Origin of the sequence: Haemophilus parainfluenzae ATCC 33392, assembly GCF_031191205.1 — a bacterium.
Taxonomy (GTDB): domain Bacteria; phylum Pseudomonadota; class Gammaproteobacteria; order Enterobacterales; family Pasteurellaceae; genus Haemophilus_D; species Haemophilus_D parainfluenzae.
In genome coordinates this window covers 1,609,425-1,632,900 of sequence record NZ_CP133470.1, presented here as the reverse complement: position 1 = coordinate 1,632,900, position 23,476 = coordinate 1,609,425, and the positions used below count along the sequence as shown (strand labels likewise).

Annotated in this window: 22 protein-coding genes and 1 CRISPR repeat array; of the genes, 14 read left to right on the top strand and 8 right to left on the bottom strand. The window is 38.7% G+C overall.

Translation table 11 applies throughout. From position 1 onward, the window contains the following. Positions 1–127 precede the first annotated feature (127 nt). The 7 genes from RDV53_RS07960 to RDV53_RS07930 all read left to right on the top strand — a co-directional run bounded on the left by RDV53_RS07960 (position 128) and on the right by RDV53_RS07930 (position 6,655). Positions 128–808, top strand: coding sequence for a TIGR00153 family protein (locus tag RDV53_RS07960; protein WP_005695824.1), 681 nt, complete (start codon positions 128–130; stop codon positions 806–808). A gap of 35 nt (positions 809–843) precedes the next feature. Next, a complete protein-coding gene (locus tag RDV53_RS07955) occupies positions 844–2,106 on the top strand; it encodes an inorganic phosphate transporter (protein WP_005695822.1) in 1,263 nt (420 codons plus the stop codon). Between the two features lie 74 nt (positions 2,107–2,180). Continuing rightward, complete coding sequence (locus RDV53_RS07950) at positions 2,181–2,789, top strand: TIGR04211 family SH3 domain-containing protein (RefSeq protein ID WP_032822734.1); 609 nt, start codon at positions 2,181–2,183, stop codon at positions 2,787–2,789. Positions 2,790–2,850: 61 nt separating this feature from the next. After that, the gene (locus tag RDV53_RS07945; protein WP_005695820.1) at positions 2,851–4,095 is read left to right on the top strand and encodes a multifunctional CCA addition/repair protein; all 1,245 of its coding nucleotides are present in this window, start codon (positions 2,851–2,853) and stop codon (positions 4,093–4,095) included. 64 nt (positions 4,096–4,159) lie between these two features. Next, positions 4,160–4,783, top strand: coding sequence for a lipoprotein insertase outer membrane protein LolB (gene lolB, locus RDV53_RS07940; RefSeq protein WP_005698818.1), 624 nt, complete (start codon positions 4,160–4,162; stop codon positions 4,781–4,783). Beyond that, on the top strand, positions 4,783–5,706 hold the full coding sequence (gene ispE, locus RDV53_RS07935; RefSeq protein WP_032822738.1) for a 4-(cytidine 5'-diphospho)-2-C-methyl-D-erythritol kinase: 924 nt from the start codon (positions 4,783–4,785) through the stop codon (positions 5,704–5,706). Before lolB ends, ispE begins: the two co-directional genes overlap by 1 nt. A 1-nt stretch (position 5,707) precedes the next feature. Next, positions 5,708–6,655 (top strand): ribose-phosphate pyrophosphokinase, encoded by a 948-nt coding sequence (locus tag RDV53_RS07930; protein ID WP_005695817.1) that lies wholly within the window; start codon positions 5,708–5,710, stop codon positions 6,653–6,655. A gap of 322 nt (positions 6,656–6,977) precedes the next feature. Here the strand turns inward: RDV53_RS07930 and mdh are convergent, their stop codons facing one another. After that, a complete protein-coding gene (gene mdh, locus RDV53_RS07925; protein WP_005695814.1) occupies positions 6,978–7,913 on the bottom strand; it encodes a malate dehydrogenase in 936 nt (311 codons plus the stop codon). Between the two features lie 186 nt (positions 7,914–8,099). Here mdh and argR point away from each other — a divergent pair, with 186 nt between their 5' ends. Together argR and RDV53_RS07915 are read left to right on the top strand one after the other, a co-directional pair. Continuing rightward, the gene (argR, locus tag RDV53_RS07920) at positions 8,100–8,555 is read left to right on the top strand and encodes a transcriptional regulator ArgR (RefSeq protein WP_032822741.1); all 456 of its coding nucleotides are present in this window, start codon (positions 8,100–8,102) and stop codon (positions 8,553–8,555) included. After that, positions 8,555–9,439 (top strand): TIGR01777 family oxidoreductase, encoded by an 885-nt coding sequence (locus RDV53_RS07915; protein WP_005695812.1) that lies wholly within the window; start codon positions 8,555–8,557, stop codon positions 9,437–9,439. The genes argR and RDV53_RS07915 overlap by 1 nt, the downstream gene beginning before the upstream one ends. Positions 9,440–9,480: 41 nt before the next feature. Here the strand turns inward: RDV53_RS07915 and folC are convergent, their stop codons facing one another. The 4 genes from folC to rplY all read right to left on the bottom strand — a co-directional run bounded on the left by folC (position 9,481) and on the right by rplY (position 12,931). Then, positions 9,481–10,785 carry a bifunctional tetrahydrofolate synthase/dihydrofolate synthase gene (gene folC / locus RDV53_RS07910; RefSeq protein ID WP_032822772.1) on the bottom strand — a complete coding sequence of 435 codons (1,305 nt, stop codon included), beginning with the start codon at positions 10,783–10,785 and terminating at the stop codon, positions 9,481–9,483. A 4-nt stretch (positions 10,786–10,789) separates the two neighbouring features. Further along, positions 10,790–11,680 (bottom strand): acetyl-CoA carboxylase, carboxyltransferase subunit beta, encoded by an 891-nt coding sequence (accD, locus tag RDV53_RS07905; RefSeq protein ID WP_005695810.1) that lies wholly within the window; start codon positions 11,678–11,680, stop codon positions 10,790–10,792. Positions 11,681–11,745: 65 nt separating this feature from the next. Further along, positions 11,746–12,540, bottom strand: a complete 795-nt coding sequence (gene truA, locus RDV53_RS07900) for a tRNA pseudouridine(38-40) synthase TruA (RefSeq protein ID WP_005695809.1) — start codon at positions 12,538–12,540, stop codon at positions 11,746–11,748. Between the two features lie 103 nt (positions 12,541–12,643). Continuing rightward, positions 12,644–12,931: a 50S ribosomal protein L25 gene (rplY, locus tag RDV53_RS07895; protein ID WP_005698823.1), complete on the bottom strand. Its 288-nt coding sequence runs from the start codon at positions 12,929–12,931 to the stop codon at positions 12,644–12,646. Positions 12,932–13,157: 226 nt separating this feature from the next. Between rplY and RDV53_RS07890 the strand changes: the two genes are divergently transcribed. The 4 genes from RDV53_RS07890 to cas2 all read left to right on the top strand — a co-directional run bounded on the left by RDV53_RS07890 (position 13,158) and on the right by cas2 (position 18,548). Continuing rightward, positions 13,158–13,763 (top strand): DedA family protein, encoded by a 606-nt coding sequence (locus tag RDV53_RS07890; protein WP_005695807.1) that lies wholly within the window; start codon positions 13,158–13,160, stop codon positions 13,761–13,763. A 328-nt stretch (positions 13,764–14,091) separates the two neighbouring features. Next, positions 14,092–17,256, top strand: coding sequence for a type II CRISPR RNA-guided endonuclease Cas9 (gene cas9, locus RDV53_RS07885; protein WP_005695805.1), 3,165 nt, complete (start codon positions 14,092–14,094; stop codon positions 17,254–17,256). 55 nt (positions 17,257–17,311) lie between these two features. After that, positions 17,312–18,229 carry a type II CRISPR-associated endonuclease Cas1 gene (gene cas1 / locus RDV53_RS07880; RefSeq protein ID WP_005695804.1) on the top strand — a complete coding sequence of 306 codons (918 nt, stop codon included), beginning with the start codon at positions 17,312–17,314 and terminating at the stop codon, positions 18,227–18,229. Continuing rightward, entirely contained in the window at positions 18,222–18,548 is a 327-nt protein-coding gene (gene cas2, locus RDV53_RS07875) for a CRISPR-associated endonuclease Cas2 (RefSeq protein WP_005695803.1), read from the top strand. The genes cas1 and cas2 overlap by 8 nt, the downstream gene beginning before the upstream one ends. A 62-nt stretch (positions 18,549–18,610) precedes the next feature. Then, positions 18,611–20,629: a CRISPR direct-repeat array (repeat unit 36 nt; unit sequence ATTATAGCACTGCGAAATGAAAAAGGGAGCTACAAC). Between the two features lie 17 nt (positions 20,630–20,646). Here cas2 and RDV53_RS07870 read toward each other — a convergent pair. After that, the gene (locus RDV53_RS07870) at positions 20,647–20,922 is read right to left on the bottom strand and encodes a hypothetical protein (protein ID WP_032822575.1); all 276 of its coding nucleotides are present in this window, start codon (positions 20,920–20,922) and stop codon (positions 20,647–20,649) included. Between the two features lie 28 nt (positions 20,923–20,950). Continuing rightward, on the bottom strand, positions 20,951–21,565 hold the full coding sequence (locus RDV53_RS07865; protein WP_032822576.1) for a riboflavin synthase: 615 nt from the start codon (positions 21,563–21,565) through the stop codon (positions 20,951–20,953). Between the two features lie 45 nt (positions 21,566–21,610). Here RDV53_RS07865 and RDV53_RS07860 point away from each other — a divergent pair, with 45 nt between their 5' ends. Next, on the top strand, positions 21,611–23,008 hold the full coding sequence (locus RDV53_RS07860; RefSeq protein WP_005695797.1) for an MATE family efflux transporter: 1,398 nt from the start codon (positions 21,611–21,613) through the stop codon (positions 23,006–23,008). A 77-nt stretch (positions 23,009–23,085) separates the two neighbouring features. Here the strand turns inward: RDV53_RS07860 and RDV53_RS07855 are convergent, their stop codons facing one another. Next, the gene (locus tag RDV53_RS07855) at positions 23,086–23,400 is read right to left on the bottom strand and encodes a MafI2 family immunity protein (protein ID WP_005695796.1); all 315 of its coding nucleotides are present in this window, start codon (positions 23,398–23,400) and stop codon (positions 23,086–23,088) included. Between the last annotated feature and the right edge of the window lie 76 nt (positions 23,401–23,476).

Below are 23,476 nucleotides of genomic sequence, written 5' to 3'. Positions count from 1 at the left end.
TTATCACTTATAACTGTTTAAATATACAGATAAATTTATACAAATCAAGATCTTTTTCGTGTATTTCCTTATAAAATCAGGTAATATGCAACCGAAATTTTAACCTTTGTTATGGAGTAAAACACCTATGGCAATGAATAGTATTCTCGGATTATTTGCCCAGTCTCCTTTAAAACCACTGCAGAAACATTCTGATAAAGTGACTGAATGTTGTGATTTATTAATTCCATTCTTCCAACATACCTTTGTAAAACAATGGGATGATGCAGAAAAAACACGTCTAGATATTTCTCAATGTGAACGTGAAGCAGATAGTTTAAAACGCGAAATTCGTTTGAAACTGCCTCGCGGTTTATTTTTACCCATTGATCGTACCGATTTACTCGAATTAGTCACACAACAAGATAAATTAGCTAACTATGCAAAAGACATTGCAGGTCGTATGATTGGTCGCCAATTTGGAATTCCTGAAGAAATGCAGGAAGAATTTTTGCATTATGTACAACGTAGTTTGGATTCTATTCATCAAGCTCATTTAGTGATCGAAGAAATGGATAAACTACTTGAAACCGGTTTCAAAGGCCGTGAACTGAAATTAGTGAATACCATGATCCAAGAATTAGATTCTATCGAAGATGATACGGATCAAATGCAAATTAAATTACGCAAAATGCTATACACAATTGAAAGCCGTTATAACCCTATTGATGTGATGTTCTTATATAAAATCATCGAATGGGTAGGCGTATTAGCCGATCAAGCTCAACGTGTTGGATCTCGCATTGAATTAATGCTAGCCCGTTCCTAATTTTGACGACATTAACTACAACATAGGAAATCACTATGGAAATTATTAATGCATACGGCACGTGGTTAGTCTTAATTACCGCGGCATTCGGTTTTTTTATGGCATTTGGTATTGGTGCCAACGACGTATCAAACTCAATGGGCACCTCAGTTGGTTCGGGAACGATTACCGCCAAACAAGCAATCATTATTGCTCTCATCTTTGAATCTGCCGGGGCTTATTTGGCCGGCGGAGAAGTAACTGAAACCATCAAAAGTGGTGTAATCGATCCCACTCAATTTGTCGAGATGCCTGATGTATTGGCATTAGGGATGCTTTCTGCTCTCTTTGCATCGGGTGCTTGGTTGTTTATCGCCACCAAAATGGGTTGGCCTGTTTCGGGTACTCATACAATCATCGGTGCCTTAATTGGTTTCGCTTGTGTTACGATTGGTCCAAGTTCTGTTGACTGGTCCACCATCGGTGGGATCGTTGGAAGTTGGTTTATCACCCCCGTGATTGCTGGGCTTTTAGCCTATACCATCTTTGCAAGTATCCAGAAACTCATTTTCGATACAGAAGAACCGCTGAAAAACGCACAAAAATATGGCCCTTACTACATGGCGATTACTGTATTCGTACTTTGTATCGTTACCATGGCAAAAGGTTTAAAGCACGTTGGTTTAAATCTTTCCAATAATGAAACGCTCGTTATTTCATTGCTCATCAGTGTTGTTGGTATGATTTTCTGTCATTTCTACTTCCGTAGTAAAACCTTTACCGCAAAAGCAAGAAAAGGCTCATTCGGATCAGTAGAAAAGATTTTTAGTATCTTAATGCTTCTTACTGCTTGTGCTATGGCGTTCGCACATGGTTCTAATGACGTTGCTAATGCAATTGGTCCGCTTTCTTCCGTGGTATCAATCGTGCAAAATGGTGGGAAAATCATTAGCGGTGGAGATTTAGCTTGGTGGATTCTACCTTTAGGTGCATTAGGTATCGCTATTGGCCTTATCGCAATGGGGCAAAAAGTGATGGCAACCGTTGGATCAGGTATCACAGATTTAACCCCAAGTCGTGGTTTTGCTGCGCAATTTGCAACAGCGATGACCGTAGTAGTAGCATCTGGTACCGGTCTACCTATCTCCACGACACAAACTTTAGTGGGTGCAATCTTAGGTATCGGTTTCGCGCGTGGTATTGCAGCGCTTAACTTAACAGTTATCCGTAACATCATTAGTTCATGGGTTGTGACATTGCCAGCGGGTGCATTCTTCGCAATTATAATTTTCTACATTCTTCGCGCGATTTTCCATTAGTATAATTATTAAAAGTGCGGTTATTTTTCATTGTATTTTCTGACCGCACTTCCTTCATGAATCTAGGAAGTATTATGTCAAAAGTGAGCAAACTTTTATTTTCTTGTGTTTTACTGGGCTCAACCATTGGGACAGTACAAGCTGAAACGCAATATGTGACAGAAAATCTGAACACCTATTTACGCCGTGGTGCTGGTGACCAATTTAAGATCGCGGGTGCAATTCAATCTGGCGAAGCGGTAACCATCTTGGAACAACAAGGAAAATACACCCTGATTCGTGATAATAAAAATCGCGAGGCGTGGATTTTAACCTCTGAACTAAGTTCTACACCAAGTAGCCGTGAAGAAAATCCAAAATTAAAAGCACAGGTACAAGAATTAACGTTAAAGCTGAATCGTGTCGATTCAGATTGGCAACAACGCATAAACGAAATTCAACGCCGTAGCAAACAAGCTGAACAACAAAGCAGTGAATTGCTTGAACAAAATTCACAACTTAAACGTGAATTAGAAATGACGAAAAATAAAAATCGTGATTTAGAAGCCATGCTTGATGCCAATAAACGTGAAATTGCGATTCAATGGTTTATTTATGGCGGTTCTGTGTTGGGCGTAGGTTTGTTAATTGGTCTAGTATTACCTCACATTTTACCTAGACGTAAACGTCGTGATAGTTGGTAATGATTCATCATTGAGGTAGGCATTTGCCTACCTTTTCTTTATATATTGATGGGAGAGTAAAATGGAAATTTATCTTGTCGGTGGTGCTGTACGCGATCAACTTTTAGGTTTGCCAGTAAAAGATCGTGACTGGGTTGTCGTGGGCGCTACGCCAGAAATGTTGCTGTCTCAAGGTTACCAACAAGTTGGCAAAGACTTCCCTGTTTTTCTCAATCCTGAAAGCCATGAAGAATATGCACTTGCTCGTACAGAACGAAAATCAGGTAAAGGTTACACCGGATTTATTTGTGATTTTTCAGATGAGATTACGCTTGAACAAGATTTAATTCGCCGAGATCTTACTATCAATGCTATTGCCCAAGACAAAGATGGCAAGCTGCACGATCCTTATCATGGTGTAGAGGATATTCATCAACGTATTTTACGTCATATTTCACCTGCTTTTGCTGAAGATCCACTGCGTGTATTACGTGTTGCACGCTTTGCGGCTCGCTTTCATCATTTAGGTTTTTCTATTGCCGAAGAAACCCTTAAATTAATGACAGAACTCACTGAACAAGGTGAGCTTGCGCACTTAACGGCTGAGCGTGTTTGGATGGAAACGGAAAAAGCATTAAATGAGCCACATCCTGAAATTTATTTTGAAACACTGCATCAAGTGGGCGCCCTCAAAGTACTCTTCCCTGAGATTGCCGCCTTAGATGGAGTACCGAATCCAGCCAAATATCATCCTGAAATTGACAGTTTCATTCATACCATGCTCGTATTGCAACAAGCGGTTAAACTCACAGAAAATACCAATTTGAATAAAAGTGCGGTCCGTTTTGCCGCAATTTGTCACGATCTGGGTAAAGCCCTTACCCCCAAAGAGAATTGGCCAAGTCATCATGGTCACGAAAAAGCGGGGATTAAACCGACTCGTTTATTATGTAAACGCCTTAGAGTGCCTAATTATATTCAAGAATTATCCGAATTAACTTGTGAATATCACACGCATGTGCATAAAGCCTTAGAACTTCGCCCTGAAACAGTGGTGAAACTCTTTAATACGTTTGATGTTTGGCGTAAACCTCAGCGCTTCGAAGAATTTCTATTAGTATGTTTATCTGATACTCGCGGGCGAACGGGCTTTGAAAATAAAGAATATCCACAAATTGATTATCTCAAAGCGCTCTATCAAGCTGCCCTTGCTGTTGATGTACAGCAAGTCATTGCAGATGGTTTTGAAAAACAAGGTATTCGAGATGAATTAACGCGTCGAAGAATTGCCGCGGTGAAAGCGGAGAAAACACGCTTAAATGCTTAATCCAGCTTTACTAAAAGTAAACTACCCCTTACAATATGCGCAATTTTTTAGTAAATATTTTGTTATGAAATTATTAAAATCTCTTCTAGCACCTGTATTTGCAAGTGTGATCTTATCCGCTTGTACTCTTGATGCAGAGCGCCCAACCGATGTTCAACATATCGATAAAAACGATATTACGTGGCAACAGCACCTCAAAAAAATCAAACAAATTCAATCTTATAGTACCAAAGGACAAATTGGTTACATCAGTCCACAAGAGCGTTTTTCGAGCCGCTTTGAGTGGCAATATCAAAATCCGAAAGCCTATAAGTTAAAACTTTATTCTCTGATCAGCAAAACAACGCTAACTATGGAAATGCATCCAAACGGTATGACGATTTCAGATAATAAAGGCAATCAGCAATCAGATAAAAATGCCAAATTATTGTTACGTGAAATCATCGGAATGGATGTGCCATTAGAGCATTTATCTTATTGGTTAAAAGGTCAGCCAGCTGATAATGCAGATTACCAAGTTGGAACAAATCATCTTTTATCCGAATTTAGCTACCCACTTGATGGATCGATGTGGACAGCCGATTACTTAAGTTATCATGCAGATAATTCGATGCCTGAAAATATTCTGTTAAAGAACAAAAGTACATCGCAAACCCTAAAAATTCGTGTGGATGAATGGGCGTTCTAATGAAAACACATCACTTTTCAACCGCACTTTCAACTTCTCTTGGAAAGCCTAACCGCTTTCCAAGCCCCGCAAAACTCAATTTATTTCTCTACATAAACGGTAAACTGCCAAACGGTTACCACGAATTACAAACGCTTTTCCAATTTCTTGATTTCGGAGATTGGCTCACCATTGATATTCGCCAAGATAAACAAATCCACATCACACCAGAAATTCCTGGCTTACCTCTAGAGCAAAATTTAATCTATCGTGCAGCGACACTACTACAAGGAAAAACAGGCTGTACCCTCGGTGCCACAATTCATTTAGATAAAATTCTGCCAATGGGCGGTGGTATTGGTGGCGGTTCATCCAATGCAGCAACGACTCTCCTTGCTTTAAACTATTTATGGCAAACTAATTTATCTATTGATGAACTTGCCGAGATTGGGCTAAAACTCGGGGCTGATGTGCCTATCTTCGTTCATGGCCAAGCCGCTTTTGCAGAAGGTGTAGGTGAAAAAATTCAATACTGCGAACCACAAGAAAAATATTATGTGGTACTAAAACCTGAAACGGCAATTTCTACTGCAGTGGTCTTTAGTGATCCCGATTTGCCTCGCAATACAGAAAAAAGATCCCTTGCCGAACTTTTGAATCAACCGTTTGCAAACGATTGCGAAAAAGTCGTGCGAACTCAATATCCTGAAGTTGAAAAAGCCCTACTATGGTTGCTACAATATGCACCAGCCAGATTAACCGGAACCGGAGCTTGTGTTTTTGCTGAATTTAATGATGAAAAAGCAGCACAAGCTGTTTTCCAACAAAAACCGAAGGAATTTTTCGGCTTTGTTGCTAAAGGATTAAACGTTTCACCATTACATGTGATGTTGAAACAACTCTCGACCAACCAATCAATCTACACTCAACCTGAGGTTATATAAAATGCCAGACATTAAACTCTTTGCTGGAAATGCTACGCCTGAGCTAGCGAAAAAGATTTCTGAACGTCTTTACATTTCATTAGGCGATGCCACTGTTGGACGCTTTAGCGATGGTGAAATCCAAGTGCAAATTAATGAAAATGTGCGTGGTGCAGACGTGTTTATTATTCAATCTACTTGTGCACCAACGAATGACAACCTGATGGAATTGATTGTAATGGTTGATGCTTTACGTCGTGCATCTGCCGGCCGTATTACTGCCGTTGTTCCTTATTTTGGTTATGCTCGTCAAGATCGTCGTGTGCGTTCTGCTCGTGTTCCAATCACTGCAAAAGTGGTGGCAGATTTACTTTCAACTGTAGGGATTGACCGCTTATTAACTTGTGACTTACACGCAGAGCAAATCCAAGGTTTCTTTGATGTACCTGTTGATAACGTATTCGGTTCACCAGTTTTACTTGATGATATCTTGAAGAAAACGGATCTTGTCAATCCTATCGTTGTTTCTCCAGATATCGGTGGTGTTGTTCGTGCTCGTGCAGTAGCGAAATTATTAAATGATACAGAGATGGCGATTATCGATAAACGTCGTCCACGTGCAAACGTATCACAAGTTATGCATATTATCGGGGATGTCGCAGATCGTGATTGTATCCTTGTTGATGATATGATTGATACAGGTGGTACGCTATGTAAAGCGGCTGAAGCATTAAAAGAACGCGGTGCAAAACGCGTATTTGCTTACGCAACTCACGCCGTATTCTCTGGTGCAGCAGCACAACACTTAGCGAGCGATGCCATTGATGAAATCGTGGTAACGGATACTGTGCCACTTTCACCTGAAATGAAAGCGCTTGGTAAAGTACGCGTGCTGACTCTTTCAACTATGCTTGCTGAAGCAATTCGTCGTATCAGCAATGAAGAATCTATTTCAGCAATGTTTGAATAATTCTTTCGCTTAGCATTCATTTTAAAAGTGCGGTCAGAAAATCCAATGTTTTTTGACCGCACTTTTTTATGCTTCAACTAAAAATAAGGCAAAAAAAAGTGCCCCACTGGGGCACTACTCGGAAAGCAAAATAGATGTCGGCTATTTAAAAATAGCACTTGTTTTTAGTGATTTAAGAATACGGCAAAGTCCTTTATATTGCAAATAGCAATGTTCAAATTTGTGAGCTAAATCACGCTTTTTCTTAACTTTTTTATGTTTAATCGTTTTCCTATAAAAAAAGAGGAGCATACAGCTCCTCTTCTCTAGAAATAGAATTAAATTAACCGTTAATAAATTTTTCGCCTAATTCAATATCTGCACGCAATGTTGGTAACATTGCTTCTAAAGCGTCTTGTTCAAATTTGCTTAAGGTACCGATTGGTAAAATTTCTTCTACACCTTCTTTACCTAAACGTACTGGTTGAGCGAAGAAACGTGCATATTTACCATCACCTTCTACATAAGTACATTCAACCACAGTTTCGCCACTTAAGCCTTTCACTAATGAACGCGCAAAACGTGCTGCAGCTTGAGCCATAGAAAGTGTCGCAGAACCGCCACCTGCTTTTGCTTCAACCACTTCAGTACCTGCATTTTGGATACGTTTTGTTAATGGTGCAATTTCCTCTTCTTTCCACTCAGCATATTGAACTTGTGAAAGTAATGGAAGAATAGTTACACCTGAGTGTCCACCAATAACTGGTACGCTTGTACGAGAAACATTTAAGCCTTTTAATTCAGATACGAATGTTTCAGAACGTAACACGTCTAAAGTGGTGACACCGAATAATTTACGTTTGTCATAAACACCCGCTTTTTTCAATACTTCTGCAGCAATCGCAACAGTCGTGTTCACAGGGTTGGTAATAATACCTACACAAGCTTTTGGACAAGTTTTTGCAATATGTTCAATTAAGTTACGCACGATACCCGCATTGATATTGAAAAGATCTGAACGATCCATACCCGGTTTACGTGCTACCCCTGCAGAAATTAAAACGACATCGGCACCTTTAAGTGCAGGTGTTGGATCTTCTCCTGCAAAACCTTCTACTTTCACCGCTGTTGGGATATGACTCACATCTTTAGCCACACCAGGTGTCACTGGTGCAATATCGTAAAGCGATAATTCACTTTCAGCGGGTAATTGTAATTTAAGTAATAAGGCTAATGCTTGACCAATACCGCCTGCTGCGCCTAATACTGCAACTTTCATAAAATACTCCTCATGTATTAATTAATCCTAACTAGGTAGAATTTTAAAGTCTTAGTCATTAAATTACAAACAAAGAAATTCAATTATGCGATCTAGCTCAAACTTTTCAAACGATAAGTTTATTTTAATTGCATAAAATGAATTTTTATGCAATTCTTATGCAAATACGCCTATATGAGAATAACTATGTCTGATCAATTAACAAAAGCATTTAAAGAACTTCTTAATCAAGAACGATTTGCGTCTCAAAGCGAAATTGTTGATGCCTTAAAAAACCAAGGATTTCAAACCATCAACCAATCTAAAGTTTCACGCATGCTAAGTAAATTTGGCGCGGTTCGTGCGAGAAACACAAAAATGGAAATGGTCTATTGCTTACCAAGCGAATTGAGTGTGCCCGCTACCAGCAGTCCATTAAAAAATCTGGTTTTAGATATCGATCACAATGATTTCGTCATCGTCATCAAAACCTCTCCAGGTGCGGCACAGTTGATTGCTCGCTTATTGGATTCCATTGGTAAACCAGAAGGCATTTTAGGTACGATTGCGGGAGATGACACCATTTTTGTTACACCAACAAAAGAGACAACAATCAAATCGCTTCTAGAGCAAATTCAAACGCTTTTTGAAAGCAGCCTATAATGAATATCTTAGTGACCGGTGGAACGGGATTTGTAGGAAAAGCATTAGTTGAATCACTACTTTCACGTGGCGATAGCGTTACTGTACTGACTCGCTCCATTGAAAAAGCCCAAGCTATTTTTTCTGAAAAAACACCGCAATTTTTGACCGCACTTTACACACTCAAAGACTTAAATACCTTTGATGCGGTTATTAATCTTGCCGGTGAACCCATCTTCGATAAAAAATGGACAGTTCAACAAAAAGAGAAACTACGTCATAGCCGCATTAATTTAACACAGCAGATTGTCCAACTTATTAACCAAAGTGAGCATCTCCCTGTCTTGATTTCAGGTTCAGCAACAGGAATTTATGGAGACCGTGGCGAATACGTGATCACCGAAGACACTCATCCAAGTAGTCAATTTACCGCACAACTTTGTATTGATTGGGAAAATGCAGCAAAACAAGCCAACACAAGAGTCTGTTTAGTGAGAACCGGATTAGTGCTTTCTCCAAAAGGTGGTGCTTTTGCAAAAATGCTCCCGCTCTATCGCTTCGGATTAGGTGGCAAATTAGGGAATGGCAAGCAATATTGGAGCTGGATCGCATTAGAGGATATGGTAAAAGGATTGATTTTTTTACTTGATCATAGCAATTGTGAAGGGGCATTTAATTTTACCGCGCCACATCCTGTTAAAAACAAGACATTCAACCAATTATTAGGTCAAGCATTACATCGTCCTTGTTTTGCTCAAGTGCCTCAATTCTTACTCACTTCTCTTCTCGGTGAACGCGCTTGCATTCTATTAGACAGTCAGAATGCCTATCCAAAACATTTGTTAGATTGCGGATTTACATTCCAATACTCAGAATTAAGTGATTACTTTCACAAAATACTTTAAAAACAAAAAGGCTGGTCAAAACCAGCCTTTATTATTTTTCATTATGCTAAATATTCCAAAAACTCTCCCACTGTGTGGAAAGATCCAAATACCAGCACAATGTCATTTTTATCGGCATTTTTAACCGCACTTTGCACACCTTCAGCTACAGAATCTTCAGAAACACTTTTTGCTGATGGGCAAACGGTTGTTAATTTTGCATTTAGGTCATCGCCAGATTGACCACGGTAACCGCCTAATGTTACACAATGCCATTGGTCAATAACGGAAGTCAGTTGGGAAAACACCGACTCCGCATCTTTATCTTTTAACATACCGCAAACCGCAATGATGCGCCCTGAAATTTGTGTTTTAAGTGCGATCAATTTTTCAGCTAAATATTTTGCTGCATGAGGATTATGCCCCACATCAATGATCACTTTTGGCAACTGTGAATAAGGTACATTCAAGCGATCTGCCAATTTTTCTAGCAGATAACCTTTCAATTGTTGGAAACGACCTACTAATTCTACTTCAATTAATGAACGTTTAATGGTGTCTACAGAAATATCAAAAGGCCATTGCTCAACGGCCGCCAAAGCGGTTGCTGCATTAGCTAATGGAATTTGGCAAAACGGTAGATTTTCTAACCGCACTTTGTTGCTCTGCCACATCCAAGTTTGCTCATTGGCTTTAAACGACCAATTAACATCTCGGCGTGAAACATGGCAATGTAATTTCTCCGCTTGTTCTAACATAGGTCGAGGGACATTTGGTTCGCCAATCACAACCGGTTTATTCGCACGGAAAATGCCTGCTTTTTCAAAGCTAATTTCTTCACGCGTTGAACCTAGAAAATCCGTATGATCAATATCAATACTGGTGATGACCGCCAGATCATTATCGACAATATTCGTTGCGTCCAAACGTCCACCAAGCCCCACTTCTAAAATCACAACATCAAGCTTCGCCTGTTTAAATAAATGCAAAGCCGACAACGTGCTAAATTCAAAATAAGTGAGCGACTGCGTTTTATGTTTTTCGATAAAATCAAAAGAAGCAGTATGCATTTCATCTGGCAAGTCTTGATTTTGAATACGAACCCGCTCGTTATAACGCAATAAATGCGGTGAAGAATACACGCCAACACGCAAACCGTAATTTAACAAAATCGTTTCAAGCAAACGACAAGTCGTGCCTTTGCCATTTGTCCCCCCCACCGTAATTACATAAGGTGCGGGATTCAACAGATCTAGTTCTTCTGCCACTGATTTAATACGCTCTAGCTCTAAATCAATCGCTTTAAAATGACTGTTTTCCAAATAAGAAAGCCACTCTGCGAGTGGCGAAGTGGCTTTTAAATTCATTGTATTAGGCATTTTCAACAACTTCTACTTCAACAAAAGGTGAAGGTTGATTGGTGAGTTTGCTTAAAAGGTTTCCAAGGGTTGAACGCATTTCTGAACGTTTCACGATCATATCAATCGCCCCTTTCTCAAGTAAGAATTCACTACGTTGGAAGCCTTCTGGTAATTTCTCACGTACGGTTTGTTCGATAACACGTGGGCCTGCGAAACCGATTAATGCTTTTGGCTCAGCGATGTTTACATCACCTAACATCGCAAAACTTGCAGATACCCCACCTAGTGTTGGATCCGTTAATACCGAAATAAACGGCACGCCTTTTTCACGCATTTTTGCCAAAACCGCACTAGTTTTCGCCATTTGCATTAAGGAGAAAAGTGCTTCTTGCATACGTGCGCCACCACTTGCAGAGAAACAAACAAACGGACAATTTAATTCCATTGCTTTTTCTGCTGCTTTCATAAATTTTGCACCCACAACCGATCCCATTGAGCCGCCCATGAAACTAAAGTTTGAAGCCGCAACAACAATCGGCATATTGTAAAGTGTACCGGTCATGGTGATTAATGCATCTTTTTCACCGGTTTCTTTTTGTGCAGCAGTAATACGATCTTTATATTTTTTTAAATCTTTAAATTTAAGAATATCTTTAGGTTCTAAATCAGCCGATAATTCTTGGCTTGAACCTTCATCTAACAAGGCTAAAAGGCGCTCACGAGCATCAATACGCATATGATGACCGCATTTTGGACAAACATATAAATTACGTTTTACTTCTTCACCATAAAGCACTTGTTCACAAGAGGTACATTTTGTCCAAACCCCTTCTGGTACGTTAGCTTTACGTGATGCAGAGGAAGAGGTTCCTTTGCTAAAAATTCTATCAATCCAGCTCATTTTTTACCTTTTTTATTAACTAGAAAAGTTTGCGTATTTAATCATAATTTAGCGAAATTTGCTAGTCAGATGAGATTATCTTCTAAAAACAAGGGCCCTAAATTTTTCTGTGGAATCGCAAATTTTTCAGGGTAAATCACATTGACTAAATACAGACCTTCAGGTTTCGCGGTTGGGGCGGCTAATTTACGATCTTTTTGCTCCAACAACCATTTCATCCACTCAACAGGTTGATTGCCTGCACCAACTTCAATCAAGCTTCCAACAATATTTCGCACCATATGATGCACAAAAGCATTAGCTTGAATATCCACAATAACGTACTGTCCTTTTCGCACCACGTTTAAATGATGCACATTTCGCCAAGGGGTATTCGATTGACATTGTGCCGCGCGGAAAGAGGAAAAATCATTTTCCCCCAATAAGAACTGCCCCGCTTGGTGCATTTTCTTTTCGTCTAAATCTAAATGGCAATGGGTAATCCCTTCCGGCAAAATGGCTGAACGCAATTTATTGCAATACAAAATATAGCGATAACGACGCGCTGTTGCCGAAAAACGTGCATGGAATTCATCATCCACCACTTTTGCCCAACTCACCGAAATATCATCAGGCAAATTCGCATTGGTCCCAAATGCCCAAGCTTTTTCAGGACGAACTGCTGTGGTTTCAAAATGCACGACTTGCCCTGTGCCATGCACACCGGAATCTGTTCTTCCCGCACAAAACACTTCAATTTTTTCATTTGCCACGAAAGATAACGCTTTTTCTAATTCTTCTTGTACACTGCGCACTTTCTCTTGTCGCTGCCATCCACAATACTGTTTTCCGTTATATTCAATGCCTAAGGCTATCTTCATTGGAAAATACTCCTAAAACGATTTCAAATTTGACCGCACTTTGCCCGAAAAGAAAAAACACCAATAACTCATCATTATTGGTGTTCTTATCACAAGCTAAAAATTAAGCACGTTTGAAGTCAATGTGAACCAATTTTGGTTTGAATGGGTGACGTTGCATTGCTTGAACTTTCACTGCAACTTCTTTACCTTCAACCACTAAAGTGATTACATCGCTATAGAAAGAATCGTGAGCTTGCGCGTTGTTTAATTCATCGTGATTTAAGATGATTGAAACAGGTGCTTCGCTGCCACCATAAATGATTGCAGGGATTTGACCGTTGTGACGCAGGCGGCGGCTCGCACCCTTACCTTGCGCTTGACGAACTTCAGCGTTAAATTTAAATGCCATTTTCATGTTCTCTTGATTAAAAGTTTAAAATAAAAAATTGCAGGCGACCCAGCAATTTTCCTAAATTTGCTCAAAGACAAACCTTGAGAGCGACGGATTATAAAATATTCAGCCCCACAATGCAAATTTACACAGCAAATTTTTTCTAGGCTTTTCAAGGCAAAGCGATTAAAATAAGCCCCAATTTTTAATTAATTTTAACTAACTGATTGTAAGTGGGTTTCAAATGGAATTTCTTATCAGCTTTTTTACCGATTACGGTTATTGGGCGGTGCTATTTGTTCTGATTATTTGTGGCTTTGGTGTACCCATTCCAGAAGATATCACGCTTGTTTCCGGCGGTGTGATTGCTGGCCTCTATCCTGAAAGTGTCAATTCCCACTTAATGTTAGTCGTGAGTATGATTGGCGTACTTGCCGGTGATTCAACCATGTACTGGCTTGGCCGCATTTACGGCACGCGCATTTTACGTTTCCGACCAATGCGTAAAATCGTCACATTAGAACGCCTCAAAATGGTACGTGAAAAATTTGACCAATACGGCAACCGTGTATTATTTGTTGCTCGTTTCCTTCCAGGATTACGCGCACCAATTTATATGGTTTCTGGCATTACCCGTCGCGTCAGCTACACTCGCTTTGTATTAATTGATTTCTGTGCCGCGATTATTTCTGTGCCAATTTGGGTTTACCTTGGCGAATTTGGTGCGAAAAATTTAGATTGGTTACACGAGCAAATTAAAAAAGGCCAACTCGTGATTTATATCCTAATCGGTATTCTAGCCCTATTCCTATTTTGGAAATGGAAAAAAGCGAAGAAACAAGCTAAATAATTTCCTATAAAGTGCGGTCAAAAATTTATAAATTTTCGTCAATAAAAAAACGCTTAATAATTTTATTAAGCGTTTTTTTATTTTTGTTAACCTGCTCTCACATCTTTATTTTCTAAATAAGCAGAAAAAAGATGTCCCTTGAAACTTACATTTCAAGGGACAGAGCTTTGCGAGAAATCTTTTCTCTTATTGTAACAACGTTTTTCATTTCGCAGTGCCATTACAACGAGGTGAATTCTATCTATTTATTTTTTTATCGTCAATATATTTTTTATGCAAAAATCTGTTAAAATTTAAACAAAAAAACTAATAAAAAGGAACCAACCTTATGGAAAATAAAAACTTAAATTATATCCTTGGTCTCGACCTTGGTATCGCCTCTGTTGGCTGGGCTGTGGTTGAAATTGACGAAAAAGAGAATCCTCTGCGTTTAATTGATGTTGGTGTACGTACTTTCGAACGAGCAGAAGTGCCCAAAACAGGTGAAAGCCTTGCGCTTTCTCGCCGTTTAGCCCGCTCCGCTCGTCGATTAACTCAACGTCGCGTTGCTCGTCTGAAAAAAGCAAAACGACTTCTAAAATCAGAAAATATCCTATTATCCACTGATGAACGTCTTCCTCATCAAGTTTGGCAGCTACGTGTCGAAGGTCTAGATCATAAACTAGAACGCCAAGAATGGGCTGCTGTGTTATTACATTTAATTAAGCACCGTGGTTATTTATCTCAGCGTAAAAATGAAAGTAAAAGCGAAAATAAAGAGCTAGGTGCGTTATTAAGCGGTGTAGACAATAATCATAAATTACTGCAGCAAGCTACATATCGCTCGCCAGCAGAACTTGCCGTAAAAAAATTTGAGGTCGAAGAAGGTCATATCCGTAACCAACAAGGCGCCTATACTCACACGTTTAGCCGACTAGACTTACTCGCCGAAATGGAACTCCTCTTCTCTCGTCAACAACACTTTGGTAATCCATTCGCTTCAGAAAAATTATTAGAAAATTTGACCGCACTTTTAATGTGGCAAAAACCTGCCTTATCTGGTGAAGCTATTTTAAAAATGCTCGGTAAATGTACTTTTGAAGATGAATATAAGGCAGCTAAGAACACTTATTCCGCAGAACGTTTTGTTTGGATAACGAAATTAAATAATTTACGTATTCAAGAAAATGGCTTAGAGCGTGCTTTAAATGATAATGAACGTTTAGCATTAATGGAGCAACCTTATGACAAAAATAGATTATTCTATTCACAAGTACGCTCAATATTAAAATTATCTGATGAGGCAATCTTTAAAGGCCTCCGTTATTCCGGTGAGGATAAAAAGGCCATTGAAACTAAAGCAGTACTGATGGAAATGAAAGCCTATCACCAAATTCGTAAAGTATTGGAAGGTAATAACCTAAAAGCTGAATGGGCAGAATTAAAGGCAAATCCAACATTATTAGATGAAATTGGTACGGCATTTTCATTATATAAAACTGATGAAGATATCAGCGCTTACTTAGCAGGAAAACTCTCTCAGCCTGTATTAAATGCCTTATTGGAAAATCTTAGTTTTGATAAATTTATCCAATTATCCCTTAAAGCTTTATATAAACTTCTACCATTAATGCAACAAGGACTACGCTATGATGAGGCTTGTCGTGAAATTTATGGCGATCATTATGGTAAAAAAACAGAAGAAAACCATCACTTCTTACCACAGATTCCAGCTGATGAAATCCGTAATCCTGTGGTTTTACGAACACTCACGCAAGCTCGTAAAGTGATTAATGGCGTAGTGAGATTATATGGTTCGCCAGCTCGTATTCATATTGAAACGGGACGAGAAGTTGGCAAATCTTACAAAGATCGTCGTGAACTAGAAAAACGTCAGGAAGAAAATCGTAAACAGCGTGAAAACGCAATCAAGGAATTTAAAGAGTACTTCCCTCATTTTGCTGGTGAGCCTAAAGCCAAAGACATTTTAAAAATGCGACTTTATAAACAGCAAAATGCAAAATGTTTATATTCCGGCAAACCTATCGAATTGCACCGTTTATTAGAAAAAGGCTATGTAGAAGTCGATCACGCCTTGCCGTTTTCCCGTACTTGGGATGATAGTTTCAACAATAAAGTACTGGTGCTTGCTAATGAAAATCAAAACAAAGGCAATTTAACCCCTTTTGAATGGCTTGATGGTAAACATAACAGCGAACGCTGGAGAGCGTTCAAAGCATTAGTTGAAACCAGTGCATTCCCTTATGCGAAAAAACAACGCATCCTAAGCCAAAAACTTGATGAAAAGGGCTTTATTGAACGTAATTTAAATGATACGCGCTACGTTGCTCGTTTCTTATGTAATTTTATTGCAGATAATATGCACTTAACAGGTGAAGGAAAACGAAAAGTATTTGCTTCCAACGGGCAAATTACCGCTTTACTTCGTAGCCGTTGGGGATTAGCAAAATCACGGGAAGACAATGACCGCCATCACGCCTTAGATGCCGTTGTGGTTGCTTGCTCAACCGTCGCCATGCAGCAAAAAATCACACGTTTTGTTCGTTTTGAAGCTGGTGATGTATTCACTGGTGAACGAATAGATCGTGAAACAGGTGAAATTATTCCATTACACTTCCCTACTCCATGGCAATTTTTCAAACAAGAAGTTGAAATCCGAATTTTTAGTGATAATCCTAAACTGGAACTAGAAAATAGATTGCCGGATCGTCCACAAGCCAATCATGAATTTGTCCAACCTCTGTTTGTATCTCGAATGCCAACACGCAAAATGACCGGTCAAGGACACATGGAAACCGTGAAATCAGCGAAACGTCTCAATGAAGGGATAAGCGTGATTAAAATGCCACTCACTAAATTAAAATTAAAAGATTTAGAATTGATGGTAAATCGTGAACGTGAAAAAGATCTTTATGATACTTTAAAAGCTCGTCTAGAGGCTTTTAATGATGATCCTGCTAAAGCGTTTGCTGAACCTTTTATAAAAAAAGGTGGGGCTATTGTTAAATCAGTACGAGTAGAACAAATACAAAAATCTGGCGTATTAGTCCGTGAGGGGAATGGTGTCGCGGATAATGCCTCAATGGTGAGAGTGGATGTATTCACTAAAGGTGGAAAATATTTCCTTGTGCCAATTTATACCTGGCAAGTCGCTAAGGGAATTTTACCTAATAAAGCAGCAACACAATATAAAGATGAGGAAGATTGGGAAGTGATGGATAACTCTGCAACTTTCAAATTTTCATTACACCCAAATGACTTAGTAAAATTAGTCACTAAAAAGAAAACCATTTTAGGTTACTTTAATGGACTTAATCGTGCCACAGGTAATATAGATATTAAAGAACATGATTTAGATAAATCAAAAGGGAAACAAGGTATTTTTGAAGGTGTTGGTATTAAATTAGCCCTTTCCTTCGAAAAATATCAAGTCGATGAACTTGGAAAAAATATTCGTTTATGTAAACCAAGTAAACGCCAACCTGTTCGTTAATCTCAATTTAATCCTCATACGCACTATGTATGGGGATTTTTTATAAGGATACATTATGACATGGAGAAGTCTTCTTATTAGTAAAGGGGGAAAACTCTCTTTGCATCAGCAACAAATGCTGATTCAACAAGAAGGGAATGAATTTACTGTCCCTTTAGAAGATATTGCTATTGTTGTTGTGGAAAGCCGAGAAACAGTGATTACCCTTCCATTGCTCTCGGCATTCGGTTTATACGGGATTACTTTATTGAGTTGTGATGAACAATTTTTACCTTGTGGTCAATGGCTCCCTTTTAATCAATATTATCGACAATTAAAAACTCTTAAATTACAACTTGAAACCAGTTTGCCACTAAAAAAACAACTTTGGCAACGTATTGTGCAACAAAAAATTCGTAATCAAGCAAAAGTCTTATCACTCTGTCAGCATCAAGAAAAATCAGAACGGTTACTCCAACTCGCTAATTTAGTGAAATCAGGTGATAAAGATAATCTTGAGGCACAAAGTGCGGTCATTTATTTCTCTGGATTATTCGGTTCTCATTTCAGACGAAAAGAAGAAGACAATGCCATTAATATACATCTGAACTATGCTTATAGCGTTGTTCGTTCAGCAGTGGCTAGAAGCCTTGTGCTTTATGGTTGGCTACCACAATTAGGCTTATTTCATCATAGCGAACTTAATGCCTTTAATTTAGCGGATGATTTTATTGAACCTTTTCGCCCTATTGTTGATTTGCTGGTATGGAACTTGCTCGAAAAAGGATTACTCACCACAAACCTTAGTCCTATATCAAAACAGCAATTAATCAAAATCTTGCATCATCAACTGCGCTTTAACCAGGAAAAAGTGAGTGTTTTGACTGCTATTGATAAAACCATTGCCTCTTTACAAATTGCACTTATTCAAAAAAGTGCAACATTATTGCAGTTACCAGAGATCGATACATTGCAGGAATATCAATATGAGTGAGGAGGTATTTATGCGTATGATCGTTTTATTCGATTTACCGGTTACCACTAAAGCAAAAATGCGGGCTGCAAACCAATTTCGTCAATTTTTACTTAAAGATGGTTATCAAATGTTGCAACTTTCTATTTACACTCGAATTATTAAAGGGCGAGATGCTTTAGAAAAACATCATAAAAGGCTCGTCGCACACTTACCTGAAGAGGGCTCAATTCGATGTTTATCTATTACAGAAAAACAATTTGCGAGCATGGAAATTTTAGTGGGAGAGAAAAAAACGCAAGAAAAAAAGGTCAATTCAAATCAATTACTGCTTTTTTAACCGTTTTTTTAGATAAAACAAAAGCCCCTAAACCTTGCGGTATGGGGCTTTTTGCCGTCCCTATTATAGCACTGCGAAATGAAAAAGGGAGCTACAACGTGGTAGATGAAAATAAGGCTATTCAATCCATTATAGCACTGCGAAATGAAAAAGGGAGCTACAACAAGCGAAGATAAATCAAGAGAGAACGGCCAAATTATAGCACTGCGAAATGAAAAAGGGAGCTACAACATGATTGCACCGGGAGCAATCTCAAAATCTATTATAGCACTGCGAAATGAAAAAGGGAGCTACAACTCAAGCCTTGTTATCTGCTCAATCCAAACAATTATAGCACTGCGAAATGAAAAAGGGAGCTACAACTCAATTTTGGTGGATTCCCGAGCGTTGATAAATTATAGCACTGCGAAATGAAAAAGGGAGCTACAACTAAATACGCATAGCAATTAACGCTAATAAAAATTATAGCACTGCGAAATGAAAAAGGGAGCTACAACTGCTTGCTCTAAAGTATTTAAAGTTAAGATATTATAGCACTGCGAAATGAAAAAGGGAGCTACAACCAGATGTTGTCAGTGTATGACCGAAATAAAATTATAGCACTGCGAAATGAAAAAGGGAGCTACAACAAATTGCTATGTCAAATGTTTTGAACCATGATTATAGCACTGCGAAATGAAAAAGGGAGCTACAACCAGATATGAGTGCGAAACTTATTCCTAATTATTATAGCACTGCGAAATGAAAAAGGGAGCTACAACAATGACGAAAGGCAGAACGCTGAAAAACGGATTATAGCACTGCGAAATGAAAAAGGGAGCTACAACCCCATTAATGTGCACTTCCATTTTCACCTCATTATAGCACTGCGAAATGAAAAAGGGAGCTACAACTCCCAAAGCTCGATCATTGCGTTTTGTTCAATTATAGCACTGCGAAATGAAAAAGGGAGCTACAACCCGGCATAGACATTGTATAACTCAACTTGCATTATAGCACTGCGAAATGAAAAAGGGAGCTACAACAAGATTTGAGTAAGTATCGTTTGCCTCCTGATTATAGCACTGCGAAATGAAAAAGGGAGCTACAACTTTTACTGTTTTGAATGAAGCGTTGAAACAATTATAGCACTGCGAAATGAAAAAGGGAGCTACAACATAAACTCGCCTTGCACTTCAACGGATTGCATTATAGCACTGCGAAATGAAAAAGGGAGCTACAACGAAACTGCACGTTATTCTGTGCCGATGTGGATTATAGCACTGCGAAATGAAAAAGGGAGCTACAACATTTTGTTGCCACAATACGCCAGACATAACATTATAGCACTGCGAAATGAAAAAGGGAGCTACAACAAAGAATTGGAAGATAAAACAAGATTGGCTATTATAGCACTGCGAAATGAAAAAGGGAGCTACAACGAAAAACTCCATTGAGGCCTTTAGCTCTATATTATAGCACTGCGAAATGAAAAAGGGAGCTACAACCCAATTGCGCTCGATGGATATTGTGATTGCATTATAGCACTGCGAAATGAAAAAGGGAGCTACAACTGAAAGGCGATATTAAAAAATTACGTAAGCATTATAGCACTGCGAAATGAAAAAGGGAGCTACAACTCAAGTCGTCCAGACTTGGGAACGCAAAAAATTATAGCACTGCGAAATGAAAAAGGGAGCTACAACCCGCGTGGCTGTCAATTTGCTCGATTAGGCATTATAGCACTGCGAAATGAAAAAGGGAGCTACAACTTCATAATTGCCCATGATAAGTCGCCGTGAATTATAGCACTGCGAAATGAAAAAGGGAGCTACAACAAAGAATTGGAAGATAAAACAAGATTGGCTATTATAGCACTGCGAAATGAAAAAGGGAGCTACAACCGCACTTTGGAAACAGAGTGCGGTTTTTTAATTATAGCACTGCGAAATGAAAAAGGGAGCTACAACCCAATTGCGCTCGATGGATATTGTGATTGCATTATAGCACTGCGAAATGAAAAAGGGAGCTACAACTCTTGTTTGCCTGTTCCGGTAGATAACGCCATTATAGCACTGCGAAATGAAAAAGGGAGTTATTACAATACAGTATAAATTTATTATTTAATAATAATGTATTTAACTTTATTCTCTTCTCGCATCTGTTTCTGATACTCTCTCTCCCATTTTTTATATAAAAAATAGATTAATATCCTAAATAAGACAAGAAATACGAGGTAAGTAAATGCAATACCTAAAAGTACATTCCATATTACACCATTAATAACGCCAATCAGCACTAAAATAATTGAAAGCGGAAATAGAAAAAACACATTAAATATGGCAATAAACTCTCTGCCTAAAAAGCGAATAAGAGCAATTTCATCTTTAAACATATTTCCTCCTTATAGTAATCTTAATTAACTATATCCCTCTTGCTTTTAAATAATTCTCCACTGTATCCACAATCGCTTGCGTTTGCGGATCGATTTCAATATTTACTAAATCGCCAATTTGGCGTTTACCGATCAAGGTTCGGTGTAAAGTTTCAGGGATTAAATTCACGCAGAATTCATCATCTTTTACTTCACCAATAGTAAGACTGATGCCATCAATCGCAATAAATCCTTTTGTTAGGATATATTTCATCACGTCTTTAGTAGGTAATTTAAACCAAACCTGACGATTGTTTTCACTTTCGATAATCTGTGAAACGCTTGCGGTACAATAAACGTGGCCCGATAAAATATGCCCACCAATTTCAGCGCCCATTTGCATTGCGCGTTCGATATTCACAAAATCCCCGGCTTTTAAGCTGCCGAGATTGGTGATACGCAAGGTTTCCTGCATTAAGTCAAAGCTGACAAGATCGTCGTGAATTTCAGTCACTGTTAAGCACACGCCATTATTCGCTACTGATGCACCAATTTCTAAGCCTTTTCGCATTTCAGCTGGTAATTTTACGATCTGTGTTCTAAAATTATCGCTGTCTTTAATTGCATAAATTTGGGCGATGCCCTGTACAATACCTGTAAACATTATTATTCCTTCATTAAAAATTTTTCCAATATTATAGCAAAATTTATGAATTCTCGTCTTTTTTCTCAATACCGTATTGATATTAAAAAACTTATCCGAATTGCGACACCTATCGGGCTTGCCCAGTTAGCTCAAACTGGCATGGGCACCGTAGATGTGATTATGGCGGGGCGTGTGAGCTCGGCTGATGTAGGCGGTGTTGGTATTGGTGCCTCTATTTGGCTACCTTTGGTACTTTTCGGGCAAGGATTATTACTCGCCTTGCCTCCAACAATTTCCTATTTAAATGGTTCAGGGCAGCGCCATCGCATTGCTCACCAAGTGAGACAAGGTCTTTGGATTTCATTTTTAGTGATGATTCCCCTTGCGCTCATCATCTATCATAATGATTTCATATTACAGTTTATGAATATGGATGCCCACATGGCAGATGTGACGATGAATTATTTGCGTGCGATGGTGTGGGGCTTACCTGCCTATTTATTGCTGATTAATTTCCGCTGTTTGAATGATGGCATTGCTAAAACAAAACCCGCCATGGTGATTACCTTCATGGGGTTAATGCTAAACATTCCGCTGAATTATATGTTTATTTACGGCAAATTTGGTGCGCCTGCATTGGGTGGTATTGGTTGTGGTGTGGCAACGGCTATTGTTAACTGGGCGATGGCAATTTTGATGATTACCTATTCGGCCAAAAACTATAACGAATGTAGTTTGAAAGTTTTTGAAAAGATTATTGAAAAGCCAGACATCAAAACACTGAAAAAATTGACCGCACTTGGTTTGCCTATTGCTATTGCACTGTGCAGTGAAGTCTCACTCTTTGCCTTAAGTAGTTTATTACTTTCCCCATTAGGCGCGGATGTGGTCGCCAGCCACCAAATTGCCTTAAACACCAGTGCCGTAGCCTTTATGTTCCCCATGTCTATTGCGATGGCTGCAACCATTTTAGTGGCGCAAGAACTGGGTAATCATGCACCACAAAAAGCCAAAATCATGGCTCACGCCGCTATTATTCTTGGCTTGATTGCGGCAAGTGTATTGGCGTTGGTGATTTGGGTATTTAGTGCAGAGATTGCCGCATTAATTGTAGGCGATAATGCTACGGTTATTGCCCTTTCAGGCAGCTTATTAGCGATGGCAGCGATTTATCAATTTTCAGATTCGGTGCAAGTCGTCGTGAGCGGTATTTTACGTGGCTATAAAGACACTAAAATTATTCTCTACATCACATTACTTGCCTATTGGGGCGTGGGTATTCCAGTTGGTTATGTTCTTTCCCGTACTGATTGGATTGTTCCAAGCATCGGTGCAAAAGGTTTCTGGGTTGCCTTTATCATTGCATTAACCATTGCCGCAGCTTTACTCTTTATGAGGATGCGAAAAATCCAATCACAATCTGATGAAGCCATTATTCAACAGTTGGAAAGATTGAAGTAGTGAAAGTAAAAAGTGCGGTCGAATTTGACCGCACTTTTATTCTTGAATTTAAAGTTAGACGTTTTTTAAACTGCATCCTATGTATATAAGTTACCCTCATCTTCATATCGTTTATATACACACAGATAATCATCAAAAGATAATGATATAGGGTAATCGACTCTTATTAAATTCTCATCAATATTATAATTTTCATTGAAGTTAGAAATAATACTTGTACCAATTTCATATATCTCCTCATTCCAATAATCGGAGATTGGACCGTCAATCACAACACAAATACTGATACAATTTTTATCTATTTTCACATAAACGCCTCGAACTTCTTTTGTTATTTTTCCAAGTAAAGCATTCTGTGTAACAATTCTTAATCTTATAATTTCATTATTCATTGAAACCCTATACCTTTTTATCTCCCTAAAAATTAACGCTCATCAGGAAATTTATGCCATCAAAAGGCAAAAAGTG

What these genes read in the sequence shown, in the direction of transcription:
- RDV53_RS07960 (WP_005695824.1), top strand. Translation starts at nt 128, where the DNA reads ATGGCAATGAATAGTATTCTCGGATTATTTGCCCAGTCTCCTTTAAAA.
- RDV53_RS07955 (WP_005695822.1), top strand. Translation starts at nt 844, where the DNA reads ATGGAAATTATTAATGCATACGGCACGTGGTTAGTCTTAATTACCGCG.
- RDV53_RS07950 (WP_032822734.1), top strand. Translation starts at nt 2,181, where the DNA reads ATGTCAAAAGTGAGCAAACTTTTATTTTCTTGTGTTTTACTGGGCTCA.
- RDV53_RS07945 (WP_005695820.1), top strand. Translation starts at nt 2,851, where the DNA reads ATGGAAATTTATCTTGTCGGTGGTGCTGTACGCGATCAACTTTTAGGT.
- lolB (WP_005698818.1), top strand. Translation starts at nt 4,160, where the DNA reads ATGAAATTATTAAAATCTCTTCTAGCACCTGTATTTGCAAGTGTGATC.
- ispE (WP_032822738.1), top strand. Translation starts at nt 4,783, where the DNA reads ATGAAAACACATCACTTTTCAACCGCACTTTCAACTTCTCTTGGAAAG.
- RDV53_RS07930 (WP_005695817.1), top strand. Translation starts at nt 5,708, where the DNA reads ATGCCAGACATTAAACTCTTTGCTGGAAATGCTACGCCTGAGCTAGCG.
- mdh (WP_005695814.1), bottom strand. Translation starts at nt 7,913, where the DNA reads ATGAAAGTTGCAGTATTAGGCGCAGCAGGCGGTATTGGTCAAGCATTA.
- argR (WP_032822741.1), top strand. Translation starts at nt 8,100, where the DNA reads ATGTCTGATCAATTAACAAAAGCATTTAAAGAACTTCTTAATCAAGAA.
- RDV53_RS07915 (WP_005695812.1), top strand. Translation starts at nt 8,555, where the DNA reads ATGAATATCTTAGTGACCGGTGGAACGGGATTTGTAGGAAAAGCATTA.
- folC (WP_032822772.1), bottom strand. Translation starts at nt 10,785, where the DNA reads ATGAATTTAAAAGCCACTTCGCCACTCGCAGAGTGGCTTTCTTATTTG.
- accD (WP_005695810.1), bottom strand. Translation starts at nt 11,680, where the DNA reads ATGAGCTGGATTGATAGAATTTTTAGCAAAGGAACCTCTTCCTCTGCA.
- truA (WP_005695809.1), bottom strand. Translation starts at nt 12,540, where the DNA reads ATGAAGATAGCCTTAGGCATTGAATATAACGGAAAACAGTATTGTGGA.
- rplY (WP_005698823.1), bottom strand. Translation starts at nt 12,931, where the DNA reads ATGGCATTTAAATTTAACGCTGAAGTTCGTCAAGCGCAAGGTAAGGGT.
- RDV53_RS07890 (WP_005695807.1), top strand. Translation starts at nt 13,158, where the DNA reads ATGGAATTTCTTATCAGCTTTTTTACCGATTACGGTTATTGGGCGGTG.
- cas9 (WP_005695805.1), top strand. Translation starts at nt 14,092, where the DNA reads ATGGAAAATAAAAACTTAAATTATATCCTTGGTCTCGACCTTGGTATC.
- cas1 (WP_005695804.1), top strand. Translation starts at nt 17,312, where the DNA reads ATGACATGGAGAAGTCTTCTTATTAGTAAAGGGGGAAAACTCTCTTTG.
- cas2 (WP_005695803.1), top strand. Translation starts at nt 18,222, where the DNA reads ATGAGTGAGGAGGTATTTATGCGTATGATCGTTTTATTCGATTTACCG.
- RDV53_RS07870 (WP_032822575.1), bottom strand. Translation starts at nt 20,922, where the DNA reads ATGTTTAAAGATGAAATTGCTCTTATTCGCTTTTTAGGCAGAGAGTTT.
- RDV53_RS07865 (WP_032822576.1), bottom strand. Translation starts at nt 21,565, where the DNA reads ATGTTTACAGGTATTGTACAGGGCATCGCCCAAATTTATGCAATTAAA.
- RDV53_RS07860 (WP_005695797.1), top strand. Translation starts at nt 21,611, where the DNA reads ATGAATTCTCGTCTTTTTTCTCAATACCGTATTGATATTAAAAAACTT.
- RDV53_RS07855 (WP_005695796.1), bottom strand. Translation starts at nt 23,400, where the DNA reads ATGAATAATGAAATTATAAGATTAAGAATTGTTACACAGAATGCTTTA.